Raw genomic sequence first — 15,928 nt, 5'->3', positions numbered from 1 at the left:
CGCGTCTATCGGACGCCGCGCCTGCCGTACAGGCTCACCGCGGCGATCACACCGACCGCGGCGACGGCGACCTGCAGGATCAGTTCGATCCAGTCGATGCCACCGGTGCTGGCCACGCCGAGGGCACTGGCGATGGCGGTGCCGATCAGGGCGGCGACGATACCGATCACGATGGTCAGCCAGATCGGAATGCCCTGGCGCCCAGGCACGACCAGCCGGCCCAATGCACCGATGACGGCTCCGATGACGATGGCGATGATGATGCCGGTGATTGTCATGTCCCGCTCCCTATCTGTTCGCTCGACTGGCGGGCCCTCTGCCCGGGCACACAGGCACCACACATCACAAAACGAACAAGGATCGATCACCGCTGCGGGTGCGATCCGGCGGCCCGGCGATCGAGTTCATCTCGGAGGTTCGTCGTCACCGATGGCACGGCAGGCCCCGGTGCCGGCGTCACGCCTTCGATCCGCGCGGACCCGGTACGTGCTTGTCCCCTGTCCGGATCCTGTCCCGGCCAGAAGGCGCCCTACCTCGACGGCGACCTCACCGCCGAACGCGCCCCCCGCCGCCGCCGCCGACGGAGCCCTATCGGCTCCTTGAGGGTTCGGGGCTCACGGGACGACCGGCCGCGCGGCTCGCGCGGTGCCGGCGTACCGCGTCGCGATTGGCGCACCGCTGGGAGCAATATCGCTGCCGCCCGGTGCGGGAGGTGTCGGCGAAGATCGTGGCGCACTCGGTCACGGCGCACCGCCGCAGCCGGTGCATGCCCCGTCCCACCAGGTGCAGCGCGGTGCCCACGGAGATGAGTGCGAACAGCACGGAGCCGAGCGACTGCCGGTCGTCGCGGTAGTGCAGGTGCCAGCCGCCGCCCGCGTGGTCGGTCAGCCGCGGGTAGGCGGCGGACTCCGCCAGCATGCGGTTGACCAGCTCGGCGCGCTCGTGCTCGTCGGTGGCGTCGACGACCTTCTCCCACGCCTCCAGTACGGCGTGGACACGGTCCAGGTCCTGCGGCGTGGCCGGGCGCTCCAGCACGAGCCCGGCGGCGCGGCAGCGGTCCGCGAGTTCCCCGGCGGTCGCCGGGTGCCGGTTGGCCAGGTCCGCGGCCAGGTTCACGACGTCCTCGCCGTAAGGGTTGAGGTGCATAAGACTATTACACCAGTCTGTTCCGCATGACAGACCACACCGACGTACGGCAGGCGGTCGAGGACGACGTGGCGGAGCTCGTACGCCTGCGGGCGCTGCTGTTCGAGAACCTCGGCGGCGACTTCTTCAACCCCTCATCGGCAGGCGACGACTGGCGGGACGCCCTCGCCGCGGTCCTGAGGGAAAAACTGATCGCGGACGACGCGCAGATCCTGGTCGTGGACGGCGAGAACGGTCTCGCGGCCTGCGGCATCGGCACCGTCGAGCAGTGGTTTCCCGGCCCGCACTCACGGAACGGCCGGATCGGACACGTGATCGGCGTGGTCACCGATCCGTCGTGTCGACGGCGCGGCCACAGCCGCGCGATCATGCGGGGCCTGCTCGGCTGGTTCCGGGAACGCGGGGCCGTCCGGGTGGATCTGTACGCCTCTCATGAGGGCGAACCGCTCTACCGGGAACTGGGCTTCTTCGACCACCCCGACCCCGCGCTGTGCTGGCGCCCGTGACGAACGTTCAGCCGTGCCAGGCGACCGACCGCGTCGACCGTGACCGGCCCGGCGGCGCGCCGTCCGGGCGGGGACTCCGATGAGCGCCGGCGGATTCACGTTTCGCACGCGGCGATACCGGTGGGTCGTCCTCGGCGTCGCCACCTTCACCCAGGCCGCCTCCGGCTTCTTCGTGCAGGGCATCGGGGCGATGGGCGTCCACCTGCAACGCGATCTGAACCTGAGCACGGCTCAGCTGGGCCTCCTGCTCTCGGCGGCCCAGCTGGTCCCCCTGGTCGGGTTCCTGGTGGCCGGGGAACTGCTGGACCGCTACAACGAGCGCTGGATCGTCGGGACAGGCGCCTGTGTCGTCGCCGTGAGCCTGGGCGTGGGAAGCATGGCGCCGGGATACACGTCCCTGCTCCTTGTCCTGCTGATCGTCGGTGCGGGATACAGCACCGTTCAGCCCGGCGGCAGCAAGTCGGTGGCGTCCTGGTTCGACGCGTCCCAGCGGGGGCTGGCGATGGGCATCCGGCAGGCGGGGCTGCCGCTGGGCGGCGTACTCGCCGCGGCCGCGCTGCCCTTCCTCGCCACCGCTTTCGGCTGGCGGGTGACGCTCATGGCCGGCGGCCTCGTCGCGCTCCTGGGAGCCGTCGCCTTCATGTGCCTCTACCGTCGGCCGCCCACCCAGAGCCCTGCTCCTCACGGTGCGGAACCGCATGCCTCGCCCGCGTCGGGGCTTGGTGCTCGGCTGCGGACGCTCCGCGAACCGCCCATGGTGAAGATCGTTCTGTCAGGGATGAGCCTGGTCTCGGTACACAGCGGCATAGGCGTCCTGACCGTGCTGTATCTCCACGAGACGACGTCCGTGGAGGCGGGTACGGCGGCGCTCGTCCTCGTGGCGACCCAGGGGGCGGGCGTCGCCGGCCGCGTCTGCCTGGCGGCCTGGAGCGATCGCAGCAGGTCCGGGCGCTACGGCTCTGTCGTGACCTGCATGGTCGCCGTGACCATGGGGATGACGGCGCTGACGACCCCCATGGGGCATTCGCCCGCGGCGGCCTGCCTGCTGTTCGTCTGGCTCGGATTCTTCGGCATCGGCTGGTACGGCCCGTGGGTCGCCTACGTGGCCGAATCGGCGCCACCGGGCAAGACGGGATTCGCCCTCGGCCTGGCCATGGCCGTCAACCAGATCGCCGTCATCCTGGTGCCGCCCGTCCTCGGGCTGCTCAAGGATCTGACCGACAGTTTCGTACCGGCCTGGAGCCTTCTCTCCATGATGACCGTCGTCGCCCTGACGGTCACGGCCCGCGGAGAACGTCATCACCGGCGCGATCCGTTCCGGCACCGGACGACCGCCTAGATCCCGGGGTGCGCCCCGGCGTGGTGAAGGGGGTGGACCCTAGGTCCTCACCCGGCTTGCCCGGGACTCCAGGTAGCGTTGCTCGGCGATGCTGGCGGTGGCCTTCGCGGCGCGCCGGTAGTGCTCGTACGCCCCGGCCGTGTCGCCGGTCTTCTCCAGCAGATGCGCCCGTACGGACAGCAGCCGGTGATGCCCGGCCATCCGCTCGTCACCGTCCAAGGTGGACAGCAGGGTCAGCCCGGTCTGCGGCCCCTCGGTCTCGGCGAGCGCGATCGCCCGGTTGAGGGTGACCATCGGGTTGGGCGCGATCCGTTCCAGGATCAGGTAGAGCGCGTGCACCTGTGCCCAGTCGGTCTCCTCGGCCCTGGCCGCGTCGGCGTGCGTGGCGGCGATGGCGGCCTGCAGCTGGTAAGGCCCCAGCGCCGAACCGGCCAGCGACGCCTTGATCAGCTCGATGCCCTCGTCGATCAGCCCGCGGTCCCACTTCGTACGGTCCTGCTCGTCCAGCGGCACCAGGTCTCCGGCCGCCGTCGTGCGGGTCTCCCGGCGGGCGTCGGTCAGCAGCATCAGCGCGAGCAGCCCGGTCACCTCACCGTCCTCGGGCAGTTGGGCGTGCACCATCCTGGCCAGCCGGATCGCCTCGTGCGCGAGGTCGGCGCGGTGCAACTCGCTGCCCGAGGAGGCGGTGTAGCCCTCGTTGAAGATCAGGTAGAGCACGTGCAGGACGACCCGCAGCCGCTCCTCGCGCTCCGCGCCGTCCGGCAGGCTGAACGAGCTGCCGGCGGCCTTGATCCGCTGCTTGGCCCGGCTGATCCTGGCCGCCATCGTGGCCTCCGGCACCAGGAACGCGTGGGCGATCTCAGCGGTGGTCAGACCCCCAACCGCCCGCAGCGTCAGGGCGGTCTGGGAGGCCGCGGTCAGCGTCGGGTGGCAGCACAGGAACAGCAGGACGAGCGTGTCGTCGGTGTCCGGTACGTCCTCGGACACCACCTCGGTGGCCGTCGCCGACTCCCTCACGCGGCGCGCGTGGTCGCTGCGCATCTGGTCGATGAGCCGCCGGGACGCGACGGTCACCAGCCAGCCGCGAGGGTTGTTCGGCACTCCCTCGACCGGCCACTGCACGGTGGCGGCGAGGACGGCCTCCTGTACGGCGTCCTCGCACCCCTCGAACTGGCCGTTCCGGCGTATCAGCGCGCCGAGGACCTGCGGCGCGAGCTCACGCAGCAGGTCCTCGATGGCCGGTGTCGTCATGCTTCCAATTGTCCGTCGGCGAACATCACCTGCCGCACCTCGATCCCCAGACCCTCGATCGCGGTGTCCGGGATCTGCGCCGCCAGCTCGATCGCCCGCTCCTTGTTCTCGCAGTCGATCAGGTAGAAGCCGCCCAGATACTCCTTCGACTCCAGGAAAGGACCGTCGGTCACCACCGGCTGGCCGTTGCGTACGGACACCACAACGGCCTGTGACGGGTCGACCAGCGCCTGCGTGATGATCAGCTCGCCGGACTTCTTCAACGCCTCGATGAACTTTCCGTGGCCGTCGCCGATCGCCGCCTTCTCCTCGTCGGTCAGCGCGTCCAGCACGGCCGGGTTGATGAGCATGCTGATCAGGAACTTCATCGTGTACTCCTCGTGGTTCGCGAGCCCCGGCTGGGCCCTTCGGCCGGTTGGTCGGAGTCACCGCCCTCGTCTTGACATCCCCCCACCAGAACTTTCGCACGAGTTTTCGCGGCCGCGTCGTCCGGGCCGTGACGGCGTCGTCTCCGGTGACGCCCCGCCGGGGAGATCTCCTCGCGCCCGGCGGCACGGGGCTTCCGGTGGCCCTCCTACGCGGGCGGCGAGAAGAACTCCAGCGCGATGTTGTCCGGATCGCGGAACGACAGCCCGCAGCCGTAGTGCGCGTCGACGATGCCGCCGTGCTCGATGCCCAGCTCGTCGAGCCGGTGCCGCCACCGCTCCAGCTCGGAGCGGTCGGCACACTGGAACGCCAGGTGGTCGAGCCCGAGCCGCCGCTCGTCGAAACGGTCGCCACCGGCCACGCCGCCGGGGAAGGCGTGCAGCCCGAGCAGCGTGCCGCCGACGGCGAACACGCTGTGGTGGAACGGGCCGGTGTCCTCGTCGAGCACCGGGCCCGAGCCGATCAGCCGCTCGTACCACGGCACGCTGACCGCCAGGTCCGAGACCGTGAGCGCGACATGGGCGAAGGTGGGAAATTCAAGCAAGGAAAGTCCTCCTTGTTCGTCTGGGGAGCAGACTCGGCAGGCCCGAAGGGGCGATGGGCACCCGTCCGCCGTGGTGTCCGGAGCGAACCAGCTTGTTGTCCCGTCTCGGCGAAGGTGGCATGTGACTCGCCGAACCTGGAACGCCTTTGCGTTTCGCCTCACAAAGTTGGCATGTACGAGTTCCCTCGGCGTCTCGGCCCCGCACTCCCGAAGCCGCCCTCCGGCGGCGGTTGACTCTCTGTAACCGAAACTCGATTCCAGCCGTAAGCGGCGGGACCATCCGTGCCGGTGCCGCATCAGACGATGCTCGCCCTGGTGAGACGCGGGTGAAGCTGGTCGTGGTAGGTTCTGCGTCGCCGTGTGCTGCTGCGAACTGAGGAGGTGAGACCGATCAACGCTGTGACAGGTCGGGCCTCCCTCCCCCGCATGGCTTAGGGAGCGCCCGCAGAAGGCATCCCGAAAGGCTTGAAACACAATGCGCTTCACCTCCCAGACGTCGTCCGACGGCGTCACCGAACAACTCTTCGCCCTCCCCTTCGCCTTCGGCGAGATCCCCGGCGTGCTGTGGACACCGGACGGTGACGCCGGGACCCGCCCCCTGATCCTGATGGGACACGGCGGCGGCCAGCACAAGAAGGCCCCCGGCATCGTGGCGCGTGCCCGCCGCTTCGCGGCCGAGTGCGGTTTCGCGGTGGTGGCCGTCGATGCGCCCGGCCATGGCGACCGGCCCAGAAGCGAGGAACACGACCGGATCATCGCCGAGATACGGACCTGCGCGCAGACCGGAGGGGAACTGACTCCGCTGATCGCCGGTTTCCACACGCTCCTCACCGGCCAGACCGTCCCGGAATGGCGAGCGGTCTTGGACGCGGTCCAGGAGCTCGACCACGTCGGCGCCGGTCCGGTGGGCTACTGGGGGATGTCGCTGGGCTGTGGGCTCGGCGTTCCGTTCATCGCCGCCGAGCCCCGCGTCCGCGCGGCGGTGCTGGGTTTGAACGGGGCGGAGACCTCGGCCGAGGCCGCCGCGCAGATCACCGTCCCGGTGGAGTTCCTGGTGCAGTGGGACGATGAGATGGTGCCCCGGGCTGCGAGTTTGGCGCTGTTCGACGTCTTCGCCTCGGCCGAGAAGACGCTGCACGCCAACCCCGGCAAGCACGGGGAGATCCCGGCGTTCGAGCTGGACAGCACGCTGCGATTCTTCGCCCGGCACCTGGGCTGACACCCCCGTCGTCCGCGACGCGCTGATCGGGTTCCGCCCCCCGATCAGCGCGTTCGGCGCACATTGGTCGGCGGGGCCGTCCCGGACGTTCACCCTGCCGGAGCGCCACGAGATCAAGAAGATCGCGTGCCCTGTCGCTCAGTCCGGGCGGCCTGCGGCGCGACGGCCTCTCAGGGGGCGAGGCTGATCGTTCCGGGGACGCCCTGGCGGGTCATCTTCGCGCAGGGGCACCGCGCGGTCGCCTGGGCGAGCAACGGGGTGGCCGTCTCAGGTTCGGCTCCGGGCCGGCTCACGACGATGTCGGCCCGGAGCCGGTAGCCGCCGTCGGCGGGATCGCGGCCGGCGGCGAAGGCCGCCGGCCGACGATCGATCACGCCTTCGGGAGGGGCGTGGCCGGACCACCGTTTCCTGGCTCCGGCCGCGGCGCCGTCGCGTGCGCGACCTCCGTGCCGGCTCCGGCGGGGGGTGACGCGCCCTGCCGGCGGTCGCCTTCGTGACCTGGCGGGTCCTCACGGAAGCCGATCTCCCGGTGGGTCCCGTCGCACAGCGGTTTGTTGCCGGAATGGCCGCAGCGGCACAGCGTCATCCTGTTGCGGGTCTCCAGCGGCCGGCCGTCCGCCCGCAGGACCGGCACTCCCCCGGTGACCCACAGCGAGCCGGCCAGCCCGTCCTCTTCCTCCAGAATCGAGATGGCCTGCGGAAGATCAGGCTCGATCATCTCGCCGCCGCGCTGAAGGGCGTAGCTGTAGGAACCGGAGGGGCAGTGATCGATACGGCCCATGACGTTGGAGCGCACGTCGCTGTCCCCGGTGTCGGCGAGCATCGCGGCGATCGGTCTGGTGCGGCCGATGCAGAAGGCGGCATGGACGCACAGCTCCCCCACCCGCTGAGCCGAGATGCCCACCCCGTCGTGCACGTGCTGCAGTTCCCTGTACGGTCGCACGTCCGCGGTCTCCGTGCCGTCGAACCCGGCCACGGCATGGGTTCCGTCGCAGAACGGCTTGGAGCCCGAGCGGCCGCAGCGGCACAGCGCGTAGGTTTCCTCGGTCGCCAGGGGCTCGCCGGTCTTCCAGGTCAGCGAGTCCTTCTCCGAAGAGACGATCTTGTATTTGCGGCGGAGCGGGACGCCGCCGTACACGATGTACGGGCCGTCGCGGAGCACGACGATCCGCCGCCGGTCGCCGACGCTCCACCGGCGCAGTTCGGGTGCCACGTAGTCGAAGGTCGGCCCGGCCGTGGTCCCGTCCCCGTCCGGCATCCGCATCAGGGCTTGAGCTTGGGCCTTGAGCGCGTACATGGTGCCGGTGGCGACCGACATCAGTTTCGGGTTGCCGTTGAACGCCTGCTCCAGCAGATGCAGGACGGCGCAGTAGGTGTGGTTGAACTCCTCCTGGGCGGTGCGGATCGCGCTGCCCGGGGCGTGGTCGTCCAGCCGGGGGTTGCGCCGCATCGGCAGGACACCGGTCAGATCCACCGAGATCGTCTCGCCGGTGGGCCCGGATCGCGGGGTGTCGCCGCGCCGGTAGCGCCGGCCCGCCTGAAGCTCCTGGAAGCGGTAGTAGTGGCCGACCTCGTCGCGTTCGGGGTGGAAGACGTCCTGGTCGCCGTCCCAGACCTCGCCGTGGGAGGTGCCCTCGCCCTGCTCGACGATCTCCCGCAGCGCCGCCAGCGCGGAGTCCAGGCCGTCGACCGCGATCAGCCGCCCGGCGGTGTGCCGGAAGTGGCCGGCGTTCACCTGGCGGGCCGGGTCGCCGCTGAAGACCGCCCGCTCGCCGAGCCGGTCGCACAGGTCGCGCAGTCCCTGTTCGATCGCGGTGTAGAACTGCCCGATCGTCTCGTAGTCGTCGCCTTCCGCCGGTGCGCCGGGCGGCGCGGGTCGTTCAAGGCGCAGGAACATCTCCAGCGCGTCGGCGCCGAAGGGCACCAGCGACAGCTCCAGGGACCGGTCGCCGTGGGGCAGCCGCCGGGGATGCGCCGGCAGCGTCGTGGGTGTGTCCAGGCGGGGCCGGCCGCCGACGGCGTTGAGCAGGTTCGCCGCGAGCGCCAGGTGCAGCATCTCCTCGACGAAGACGCCGCCCACCACCTCGACGGCTTCGGGGTTGCGCTCGGGGTCCAGCGAGTACAGCGCGCACAGGTACGGCGGCAGGGTCGCGTGTTCCAGCTCGATCGCCCACTGCAGGTGCTCACGGAGACTGTCGAGGGTGTCGATCCGCGCCGATGAGGCGGCAGCGGCCCCTTGCGGTGGTGAGTGTTTCATGTCTGTCATACCTCGGTTGCCGGAAGAAGCGTGTTCCACCGGCGCCGAATGGGCCTGGGCGGGTGTTTCAGGCATTCGCCGCGCCGTGATCGCCTGACCGGGAGTCACCCTCCAGCACCTCGACCGCGTGGAGCAGACCTCGCAGGCCGATCTCCTCGCGCTCGGCGTCCGTCGGATCGAACAGCCATTCCGTGACCGGCAGGTCTACCGCCTCCTCCGGATGGCTCGCCTCGGCCAGGATCACTTCCTCCTCGACCTCGATCCTGAGCTCGTACAGAAACTCGTTATCGCCGCTCGGTGCGCTCATCTTTCCTCCATATGTGGCGTGCGGGGACGTCCGGTAGGCCGCCGGCTGACCGCGTGGATCAGCCGTACGGTGATCTGGCCGGAGGCGAACAGGCGGGTGAAGCGCTCACCCTGGTGAGTTGCCAGTGCGTAGGCGGGGTCGGCCCGGTGGCGGGCCGCGACGACCGCGGCGACCTGCTCGGCACGTCGCGACCACGACAACGGCGCGCCGTGGGGCTGGTCGACCTGCTCGAGAAGCTCGAACCCGGCGCCGGAAAGCAGCGCGAGGAGTTCCCGCTGGGTGGGGAAGTGGTTGCCGTGCGGAGCCGGAAGGGTCTGCGGTCCTCGCGCGACGACCACCAGGAGCCCCAGTGATCCACCGGGCGTGAGCACCCGGTGGATCTCGCTGAGTACCGCGGCCTTGTCCCGCACGGTGCACAGCACCCCCAGGCACCAGGCGGCGTCGGCCGACCCCGTGCGGAGCGGAATGCGGCGGCCATCGGCCGCGATGACCGGCAATCCGAAGAGCCGGGCGGCGGCCCGGCCCGCGGCCGGCATCGGTTCCAGCAGGATCGGCCGGACCCCGAACCGCTCGGCCGCCCAGGCCGCCGGGCCGCCCGCTCCGGCGCCCACGTCCAGCAACCTGATCCCGGGTGACAGCTCGCACGCCTCGGCCAGCCAGGCCAGTGCGGCCGGACTCGCGCTGCCGCGGCAGGTGGCCGGTATGGCGTGACGCTGTCCGAGGTGTTCGACGGCGTCGGCGGTCCACCCGGCGACATCGTCGAACTCGGCGACCATCGCCGATGCGGTCACGGCACAACCCCCGTACGGTCGCAGGCGCCCGTGGTGCCCACCGGCCGCCTGTCGTCGTGATGCGGTAAGAAGCCCATCCGCGTTCAGGAGGGGCGAGGGGCGCGCCGGCCCTGACGCCGGGCGGGTTCGTCGTCGCCGGCCAGGGTGGGCATCGGCGCGCCGGGTTCGCACAGCGTGGTGAGCGCCGTCCGCCCCGCGGTCGATCTCTGCGTGAACCCGGTAGTCGCCGGGTCGCTGTCGGGCATGGAACCACCTTTCGTGGCCTGAGGGTGGTGAAGCTCGGGCGAGAACGCGCTACTTTCCGGTGGCGGTACGGCCGGGCCAGTCGCGATACCGGATCTGGCCGAGGGCGGCGCCGCCATCCGGCACCAGCGTCCGCTCGCCCAGCTCGGTTCCGAAGTAGCGCGCGTGCGGGTCGGCGACCACCGAGCGCCGGTCGTTCCAGCCGGCCAGCACGTCACGGAAGAACTCGTCCATCCGGAACTGCTCGGGCCCGCCCACCTCGACCCTGCCGTTCAGCGGTGATCCCACCGCGACCCGGCCGACCGCCTGGGCGACGTCATCGCTCGCCTCAGCACCTCGGCCAGCCCCTCACCGGTGAGGGTGTTGACACCCGTGTTCGGCGCCGCCGCGACCGCCTCGTGACCGTGCTCCCCCAGCTTGGCCACCAGCTTCGACCCGATCAGGCCGGTCCCCCCGATTACTACGACCTTCATGAAAAACCTTTCTCTTCGCCAAGGCACCCACGTGCCGGCCGGACGTCAGCTAAGACCAGGCAGCCTCTGGACTTGTGACAACTGCCGCGAAATTCTTTTTCGGGCGCGGATTCGAGCGCGCATTCGGGCGCGGATTCAGTCGCCGGTGATCGTTACTCGACGAGTTTTCCCCCGGTGGAGACCTCACGCATGAGCGCCGCGATCTCGGCGTGAATCGGCGGGATGGGCTCCCTCTCCACCGCCCCGGGTCCGGACCAGACGAGGTTGACCTGCAGCGAGGGGTCGAGCTCGGGGTAGTCGGAGCGGTTGTGGCAGCCGCGGGTCTCGCGACGCTCAAGCGCGGTCTCGATCGTCGCGCGCGCGGCGAGCACCGCGGCCTTCGTGTCGAAGGCATGGGCCAGGTCCTGGAATCCGGCGATGTCCGGGTGCACGCCGACGTCGGCGATGCGCGCCTCCACCGCGGTGAGTTCGGCGAGACCTTTCAGCAGGCCGCTCTCGTCGCGCACCACGCCGGCATGCTCGGTCATGATGTTGCGGATGGCCCGCTGCAGAGAACGCACGTTCTCGGGACCGTCGGCCGCGAGCAGCCCGTCCACCTCCGCCCGTGCCGCGCCGAGCGCCTCGGCCGAGCGGCGCTGGGCGTCGAGGCCCGCTGAATACTCGGCCGCCGCCTGTCCGACGATGCGGCCGAAGACGAGAAGCTCGATGAGCGAGTTGCCGCCCAGGCGGTTCGCCCCGTGCAGGCCGCTCGACGCCTCCCCGATCGCGTACAGGCCGTCGACGCCCGTGCTGTGGTCCTCGGGACGCACCCAGACCCCGCCCATCGAGTAGTGCGCGGTCGGTGCGATCTCGATCGGCTCCTGGGTGATGTCGAGCATCTGCAGTTCCATGAGCGTCTGGTAGACACGGGGCAACCGCGTCATGATCGTCTGTCTCGGCAGATGCGACACGTCAAGCCACACGCCGCCGTTTCGGCTCCCGCGGCCTTCCTTGATCTCTGTGTAGGCGGCCAGGGCGACCCGGTCACGCGTGGACAGCTCCATCCGCTCCGGGTCGTACCGCGCCATGAAACGCTCACCGAGCTCGTTGCGCAGGATCCCGCCCTCGCCCCGCGCCGCCTCGGAGACGAGGGTGCCCGCCGCGTTCTCGGGTGAGATGAGACCGGACGGGTGGAACTGCACCAGCTCCGGGTCGCGGATGCGGCAACCGGCGAGCACCGCGAGGCGGAACGAGTCGCCGGTGTTCTCGTCCCTCCGGGAGGAGGTGCGCCGCCAGATCCTGGTGTGGCCGCCGGCCGCCAGGATCACCGCATCGGCGTGGATGACATAGCGGCTGCCATCGGTCAGGTCGAAACCGTACGCGCCGAAGACCACGTTGTCGCGGACGAGGATGCGTGTGATGTACACGGTGTCGAGGATGGGGACATCGAGCCGCAGCGCCCGGTTGACCAGGGTGCGCTGGATCTCAAGCCCGGTGTAGTCCCCGGCGTAGGCGGTGCGCCGGTAGGTGTGGGCGCCGAAGAAGCGCTGTGAGATCCGCCCGTCCTCCTCGAGCGCGAACGGCATGCCCCAGCGCTGGAGGTCCTCGATGCCCCGCGCGGCCCCCTCGGTGACGATGCGCACCGTCTGGGGGTTGGCCAGGAGGTAACTCTCCGTGATGGTGTCCGCCGCGTGCTGTTGCCAGCTGTCCTCGGGGTCCATCGTGGCGAGCGCCGCGTTGATGCCGCCGGCCGCGAGCGAGGTGTGCGTGTCCGCCTTCGGCCGTTTGCCCACCGCCACGACGTCGACCCCGCGTTCGGCGAGTTCGATGGCGGCCCGCAGCCCGGACCCTCCCGTGCCGATGACCAGGACCGACGTGGAGATCCGTTTCTCTGATGAGTGCATGGTGTTCCTTCGGCCGCGTCAGATGAAAGCAATTCCGGAGAAGACGACCGGGCAGCGGCGTGATTTGTGACATCCCCATCGAGGCGCGCGGCCGTTCGGCGGGATCGGCGACGCTCGGCTCGCCACCCCCGTCGCCGGTGCGGCCCTCGGCGTCGCACCGGCCGGGACCCTCGTGTTCGGGTCGTCCCCAGCGGGTACGTATCGTGCGCGCCCTCCTGGCCGGCGCCGCCCCGGCCGGCGCGCCGCGCCTTTTTCGCCGCGGCTGTCACAGACCGGACGGCTGCCCGGTCTTAACGGTGACCGGATGGCACCGAACGCTCCGGCGACAGGAAGGTTCATCATGAAGATCGCAGTTATCGGCGGGACCGGCCTGATCGGCTCGCAGGTTGTACGGAATCTCACCGCGGCCGGGCACGAGGCCGTGCCGTACGCGTTGTCCACGGGCGTGAACGTCATCACCGGTGTGGGCGTGGACGAGGCGGTGGCGGGCGCGGACGTCGTCGTCAACCTCACCAACTCCCCGACCTTCGACGACGCCTCGCCCGCCTTCTTCCAGACCTCAATGGACAACCTCATCGCCGCGAGCGCGAAGGCCGGCGTCGGGCACTTCGTCATCCTCTCCATCGTCGGCGTCGACCAGGTGCCCGACCTCGTCTACTACCGGGCGAAGGTGCTTCAGGAGGACCTGCTGCGGGCCGGGTCGATCCCGTTCTCGATCGTGCGCGCCACCCAGTTCATGGAGTTCGTCGACACGACCCTGTCCTGGACCTCCGACGAGAAGAGCGTGCGCCTGCCGCGCACGCCGATCCAGCCGATCGCGGCCGCGGACGTCGCCGCCGCCGTCGCGGAGGTCGCCGCGGGCTCACCGCTGAACGGCGTCCGCAACATCGCCGGCCCCGAGGTCTTCGCCCTCGACGACCTCGGCAGGATCACGCTGAAGGCCAAGGGCGACAGCCGGCCCGTCGTCGTCGACGACACGGCGGGCATGTTCGCCGCGATCAAGGGCGACGTCATCACCGCCCCGGCCGACGCCGACCTCGCCCCCACCCGGTACGCCGACTGGCTCGCCACCACCTGAGCCTGCCCCGCCCATCAAGCCGTTCCTCCGGTCCGGCCTCCACCAAGCGCCAGCCCTGTATTGGCATATATGGTGATCCTAAGATCACCGAGAGGCTGCACCCCCCACCCGATCGCCGACCTGGCACCCGGAGGATCCGCCATGCGACTCCCGCGTTCCCTCTCTGGCTGGACGATGGCGGTCTTCGGCTTCCTCGCCGTGGTGCTCGGCGTCGTCGGCCTGGTGTCGCCGGACACCATGCTGGCCCTCCTCGGCTTCGAGGTGCCGCAGACGCGTGACCCCGGCGACTACACGGAGGTGTACCTCGCCGCCTCCTCGATGGCCGCGGTGAACATGGGCGTCTACTACCTCCTGGCCGCCGCCGCCGACTACCGGCCCTTCTTCCTGTGGACGGTGCCGTTCCGCCTGCTGACGTTCACGGTCTTCACCGTCCTGGTGGTGACCGGCGCCGCCCCCGCCCGGTTCATCGGCGTCGGCATCTGGGAGGGGGTCGGCGCGGTGGTCACCGGGGCCGCGCTCTGGTGGGAGCGCGGGCGCCCGGCGGCACGGTAAGCCGTCGCCCCCCCCACGCAGGCCGTCCTCGACGACCCGGCGACCGCCTCGGGGTCGCGGCCCCTGTCACGCTCGTGGGCCCGGCGGGCGCGTCAGCCGCCGGTTGACCGATCGGGAGCGGGTGAGCCGGGACCGCGCCCGCCGAGCGGGGGCCGCGCCTCGGTGTCGGGCACGGGAAGCCCCTGCCGTCGCAGGTCGGCGACGAACCTCCGGGCGAGCCCGTCCGAGGGGGCCGCCATGATCGCGACTATGTCACGGTGGACGCGCGGGTTCAGGCGGCGCACCACCCCTGCCGGGCAGGCGATGAGGGCGGAGGCAGGCACGATGGAGACGCCCATCCCGGCTCCCGCCAGCTGCGCGGCGGTCCGCGGACTGCGGGTCCGCACCACCGGGGTGAGCGCCACCTCGTGTCCGGCGACGAACCGGTCCACCCACACCGCCAGCCCGTTGTCGGGGTCGTAGTGCACGAAAGGCTCGGCGGCGAGCTCCGCGACGGTCACCGAGGGCCGTCCCGAGAAGGGGTGGTCGTCCGAGGTCACGACGACCATTTCCTCCTGACCCAGCACCTCGATGTGGGCGGGGGCGCCGGTCGGCCGCGGGCCGACCACGAGGTCCGTTCCGCCCGCCACGAGATGGTCGACCATGCGATCCGTGCTGGTGAACTCCATCAGGTCCAGATGGACCTCGGGGTGATGCGAGCGCCACCGGCGCAGTACGGGGACCAGGAGCCAGACGGTCATCGTCTCGGCGCAGGCGATCCGGAGCCGACCGGCGCGCCCCGCACCCGCCTCCCGGCCCATGTGGACGGCCCGGGCGGCGGCCTGTAGCGCGATGCGCGCCTCCGCGGCGGCGGCACGGCCCGCGACCGTGACCCGGACGCCCCGCGGCAACCGCTCCACGACGGGCGTGCCCAGCTCCCGCTCCAGAGCCGCGATCTGATGCGAGAGCGCGGGCTGCGACATGTGAAGCGCGGCGGCGGCCCCGGTCACCGACCCGATGTCGGCCAGAGCCACGAGACACTCCAGCGCTCGAAGCGTAGCCATTCGCAAAATCTATCGCATATCACCAGAACTTTCATATTCAGAAAGAGACCAGGTCACGGGGGTAGTCGTTAGAGTCAAAAGGACGGAAGGGACGAAAGACGAAAGGAGGACCCGTCATGGCACTGTCGTTGCAAGATCGCACCGTCCTCGTCGTCGGCCGGGGTAGCGGGATCGCCCGCGCCATCACGCTGTCCGCGCGTGCGCGGGGAGCTCGCGTCGTGGTCGCGGGACGTGATCAGGCGGCGCTGCGGGCCGCCTACGAGGACCCGGGAGTCGAGGCCGAGACCGTCGACCTCAACGACGACACGACCATCGCGGCGCTCGCGGAGCGGCTCGGCCAGGTGGATCACGTCGTCTCGACCGCTTCGGCACGCGCCCGGGGGCTCCTGGCCGATCTCGACAGGGAGGCCCTGCGGCGCTCTTTCGACACCAAGGTCATCGGCCCGGCCATCCTCGCCAAGCACTTCGCGCCGCACATCGCCGACGACGGTTCCTTCGTGCTCTTCTCCGGCGTCGCGGCCTTCAAGCCCGTCATCGGTTATCTCGGCGTGGCCGCCACCAACGGAGCGGTCGACTTCCTCACCAGGTCCCTGGCGCTCGAACTGGGACCGATCAGGGTCAACGCGATCTCGCCCGGCGTGATCGACACCGGCATCTGGGACTCCTTCGGCGAAGAGGGCAAGCGCGCCTACTTCGACGATCTCCGCGCCCGCAATCCGGCCCGTCGCATCGGAACCGTCCAGGACATCGCCGACGCGGTTCTGTTCGCCATGACCAGCCCGTTCCTCACCGGGGTGACGCTACGCGTCGACGGTGGAGAACCACTGACCTGAGCGGCGCCGCCTGTCGTCGGCCCGGCGGCGCCTACGG

The 15,928-nt window shown here is 70.5% G+C and carries 20 protein-coding genes; 6 read left to right on the top strand and 14 right to left on the bottom strand.

Annotated elements, in window-relative coordinates; all coding sequences use genetic code 11:
- Positions 1 to 5 precede the first annotated feature (5 nt).
- Both J2853_RS09920 and J2853_RS09915 read right to left on the bottom strand, forming a co-directional pair.
- Entirely contained in the window at positions 6 to 278 is a 273-nt protein-coding gene (locus tag J2853_RS09920) for a GlsB/YeaQ/YmgE family stress response membrane protein (RefSeq protein ID WP_307556218.1), read from the bottom strand.
- A gap of 310 nt (positions 279 to 588) precedes the next feature.
- On the bottom strand, positions 589 to 1,146 hold the full coding sequence (locus J2853_RS09915; RefSeq protein ID WP_307556697.1) for a CGNR zinc finger domain-containing protein: 558 nt from the start codon (positions 1,144 to 1,146) through the stop codon (positions 589 to 591).
- A 26-nt stretch (positions 1,147 to 1,172) separates the two neighbouring features.
- On the opposite strand from J2853_RS09915, the gene J2853_RS09910 reads away from it, so the two are divergent.
- Together J2853_RS09910 and J2853_RS09905 are read left to right on the top strand one after the other, a co-directional pair.
- Positions 1,173 to 1,652, top strand: a complete 480-nt coding sequence (locus J2853_RS09910; RefSeq protein WP_307556696.1) for a GNAT family N-acetyltransferase — start codon at positions 1,173 to 1,175, stop codon at positions 1,650 to 1,652.
- A gap of 79 nt (positions 1,653 to 1,731) precedes the next feature.
- A complete protein-coding gene (locus J2853_RS09905; RefSeq protein WP_307556695.1) occupies positions 1,732 to 2,991 on the top strand; it encodes an MFS transporter in 1,260 nt (419 codons plus the stop codon).
- A gap of 39 nt (positions 2,992 to 3,030) precedes the next feature.
- Here J2853_RS09905 and J2853_RS09900 read toward each other — a convergent pair whose 3' ends face one another.
- From J2853_RS09900 to J2853_RS09890, 3 genes are all read right to left on the bottom strand, one after another.
- Positions 3,031 to 4,242 (bottom strand): RNA polymerase sigma factor, encoded by a 1,212-nt coding sequence (locus tag J2853_RS09900; protein ID WP_307556694.1) that lies wholly within the window; start codon positions 4,240 to 4,242, stop codon positions 3,031 to 3,033.
- The gene (locus J2853_RS09895; RefSeq protein WP_307556693.1) at positions 4,239 to 4,610 is read right to left on the bottom strand and encodes a YciI family protein; all 372 of its coding nucleotides are present in this window, start codon (positions 4,608 to 4,610) and stop codon (positions 4,239 to 4,241) included. The genes J2853_RS09900 and J2853_RS09895 overlap by 4 nt, the downstream gene beginning before the upstream one ends.
- A 206-nt stretch (positions 4,611 to 4,816) precedes the next feature.
- Entirely contained in the window at positions 4,817 to 5,212 is a 396-nt protein-coding gene (locus J2853_RS09890) for a VOC family protein (protein WP_307556692.1), read from the bottom strand.
- Between the two features lie 475 nt (positions 5,213 to 5,687).
- Here J2853_RS09890 and J2853_RS09885 point away from each other — a divergent pair, with 475 nt between their 5' ends.
- Positions 5,688 to 6,431, top strand: coding sequence for a dienelactone hydrolase family protein (locus J2853_RS09885; RefSeq protein ID WP_307556691.1), 744 nt, complete (start codon positions 5,688 to 5,690; stop codon positions 6,429 to 6,431).
- 170 nt (positions 6,432 to 6,601) lie between these two features.
- On the opposite strand, the gene J2853_RS09880 is transcribed toward J2853_RS09885, so the two are convergent.
- The 8 genes from J2853_RS09880 to J2853_RS09845 form a co-directional block, all read right to left on the bottom strand.
- Positions 6,602 to 6,805, bottom strand: coding sequence for a hypothetical protein (locus J2853_RS09880; RefSeq protein ID WP_307556690.1), 204 nt, complete (start codon positions 6,803 to 6,805; stop codon positions 6,602 to 6,604).
- Complete coding sequence (locus tag J2853_RS09875) at positions 6,802 to 8,688, bottom strand: ferritin-like domain-containing protein (protein WP_307556689.1); 1,887 nt, start codon at positions 8,686 to 8,688, stop codon at positions 6,802 to 6,804. The genes J2853_RS09880 and J2853_RS09875 overlap by 4 nt, the downstream gene beginning before the upstream one ends.
- 67 nt (positions 8,689 to 8,755) lie before the next feature.
- Positions 8,756 to 8,995, bottom strand: coding sequence for a hypothetical protein (locus J2853_RS09870; RefSeq protein WP_307556688.1), 240 nt, complete (start codon positions 8,993 to 8,995; stop codon positions 8,756 to 8,758).
- Positions 8,992 to 9,786 carry a class I SAM-dependent methyltransferase gene (locus tag J2853_RS09865; RefSeq protein WP_307556687.1) on the bottom strand — a complete coding sequence of 265 codons (795 nt, stop codon included), beginning with the start codon at positions 9,784 to 9,786 and terminating at the stop codon, positions 8,992 to 8,994. The genes J2853_RS09870 and J2853_RS09865 overlap by 4 nt, the downstream gene beginning before the upstream one ends.
- An 83-nt stretch (positions 9,787 to 9,869) precedes the next feature.
- Complete coding sequence (locus tag J2853_RS09860) at positions 9,870 to 10,031, bottom strand: hypothetical protein (protein ID WP_307556686.1); 162 nt, start codon at positions 10,029 to 10,031, stop codon at positions 9,870 to 9,872.
- 49 nt (positions 10,032 to 10,080) lie between these two features.
- Complete coding sequence (locus J2853_RS09855; RefSeq protein ID WP_307556685.1) at positions 10,081 to 10,317, bottom strand: hypothetical protein; 237 nt, start codon at positions 10,315 to 10,317, stop codon at positions 10,081 to 10,083.
- On the bottom strand, positions 10,302 to 10,502 hold the full coding sequence (locus J2853_RS09850) for an NAD-dependent epimerase/dehydratase family protein (RefSeq protein WP_307556684.1): 201 nt from the start codon (positions 10,500 to 10,502) through the stop codon (positions 10,302 to 10,304). Before J2853_RS09850 ends, J2853_RS09855 begins: the two co-directional genes overlap by 16 nt.
- A 152-nt stretch (positions 10,503 to 10,654) precedes the next feature.
- Positions 10,655 to 12,385 (bottom strand): L-aspartate oxidase, encoded by a 1,731-nt coding sequence (locus J2853_RS09845; protein WP_307556683.1) that lies wholly within the window; start codon positions 12,383 to 12,385, stop codon positions 10,655 to 10,657.
- A gap of 340 nt (positions 12,386 to 12,725) precedes the next feature.
- Here J2853_RS09845 and J2853_RS09840 point away from each other — a divergent pair, with 340 nt between their 5' ends.
- Positions 12,726 to 13,463: an SDR family oxidoreductase gene (locus J2853_RS09840; protein ID WP_307556682.1), complete on the top strand. Its 738-nt coding sequence runs from the start codon at positions 12,726 to 12,728 to the stop codon at positions 13,461 to 13,463.
- A gap of 141 nt (positions 13,464 to 13,604) precedes the next feature.
- Positions 13,605 to 14,015 (top strand): hypothetical protein, encoded by a 411-nt coding sequence (locus J2853_RS09835; RefSeq protein WP_307556681.1) that lies wholly within the window; start codon positions 13,605 to 13,607, stop codon positions 14,013 to 14,015.
- 92 nt (positions 14,016 to 14,107) lie between these two features.
- Here the strand turns inward: J2853_RS09835 and J2853_RS09830 are convergent, their stop codons facing one another.
- The gene (locus J2853_RS09830; RefSeq protein ID WP_307556680.1) at positions 14,108 to 15,058 is read right to left on the bottom strand and encodes a LysR family transcriptional regulator; all 951 of its coding nucleotides are present in this window, start codon (positions 15,056 to 15,058) and stop codon (positions 14,108 to 14,110) included.
- Between the two features lie 116 nt (positions 15,059 to 15,174).
- Here J2853_RS09830 and J2853_RS09825 point away from each other — a divergent pair, with 116 nt between their 5' ends.
- On the top strand, positions 15,175 to 15,891 hold the full coding sequence (locus J2853_RS09825; protein WP_307556679.1) for an SDR family oxidoreductase: 717 nt from the start codon (positions 15,175 to 15,177) through the stop codon (positions 15,889 to 15,891).
- Positions 15,892 to 15,928: the final 37 nt, after the last annotated feature.

The organism is Streptosporangium lutulentum, assembly GCF_030811455.1.
Lineage (GTDB): Bacteria > Actinomycetota > Actinomycetes > Streptosporangiales > Streptosporangiaceae > Streptosporangium > Streptosporangium lutulentum.
The sequence above is the reverse complement of the archived record's forward strand: the minus strand, read 5'-3'. Positions and strand labels throughout refer to the sequence as shown.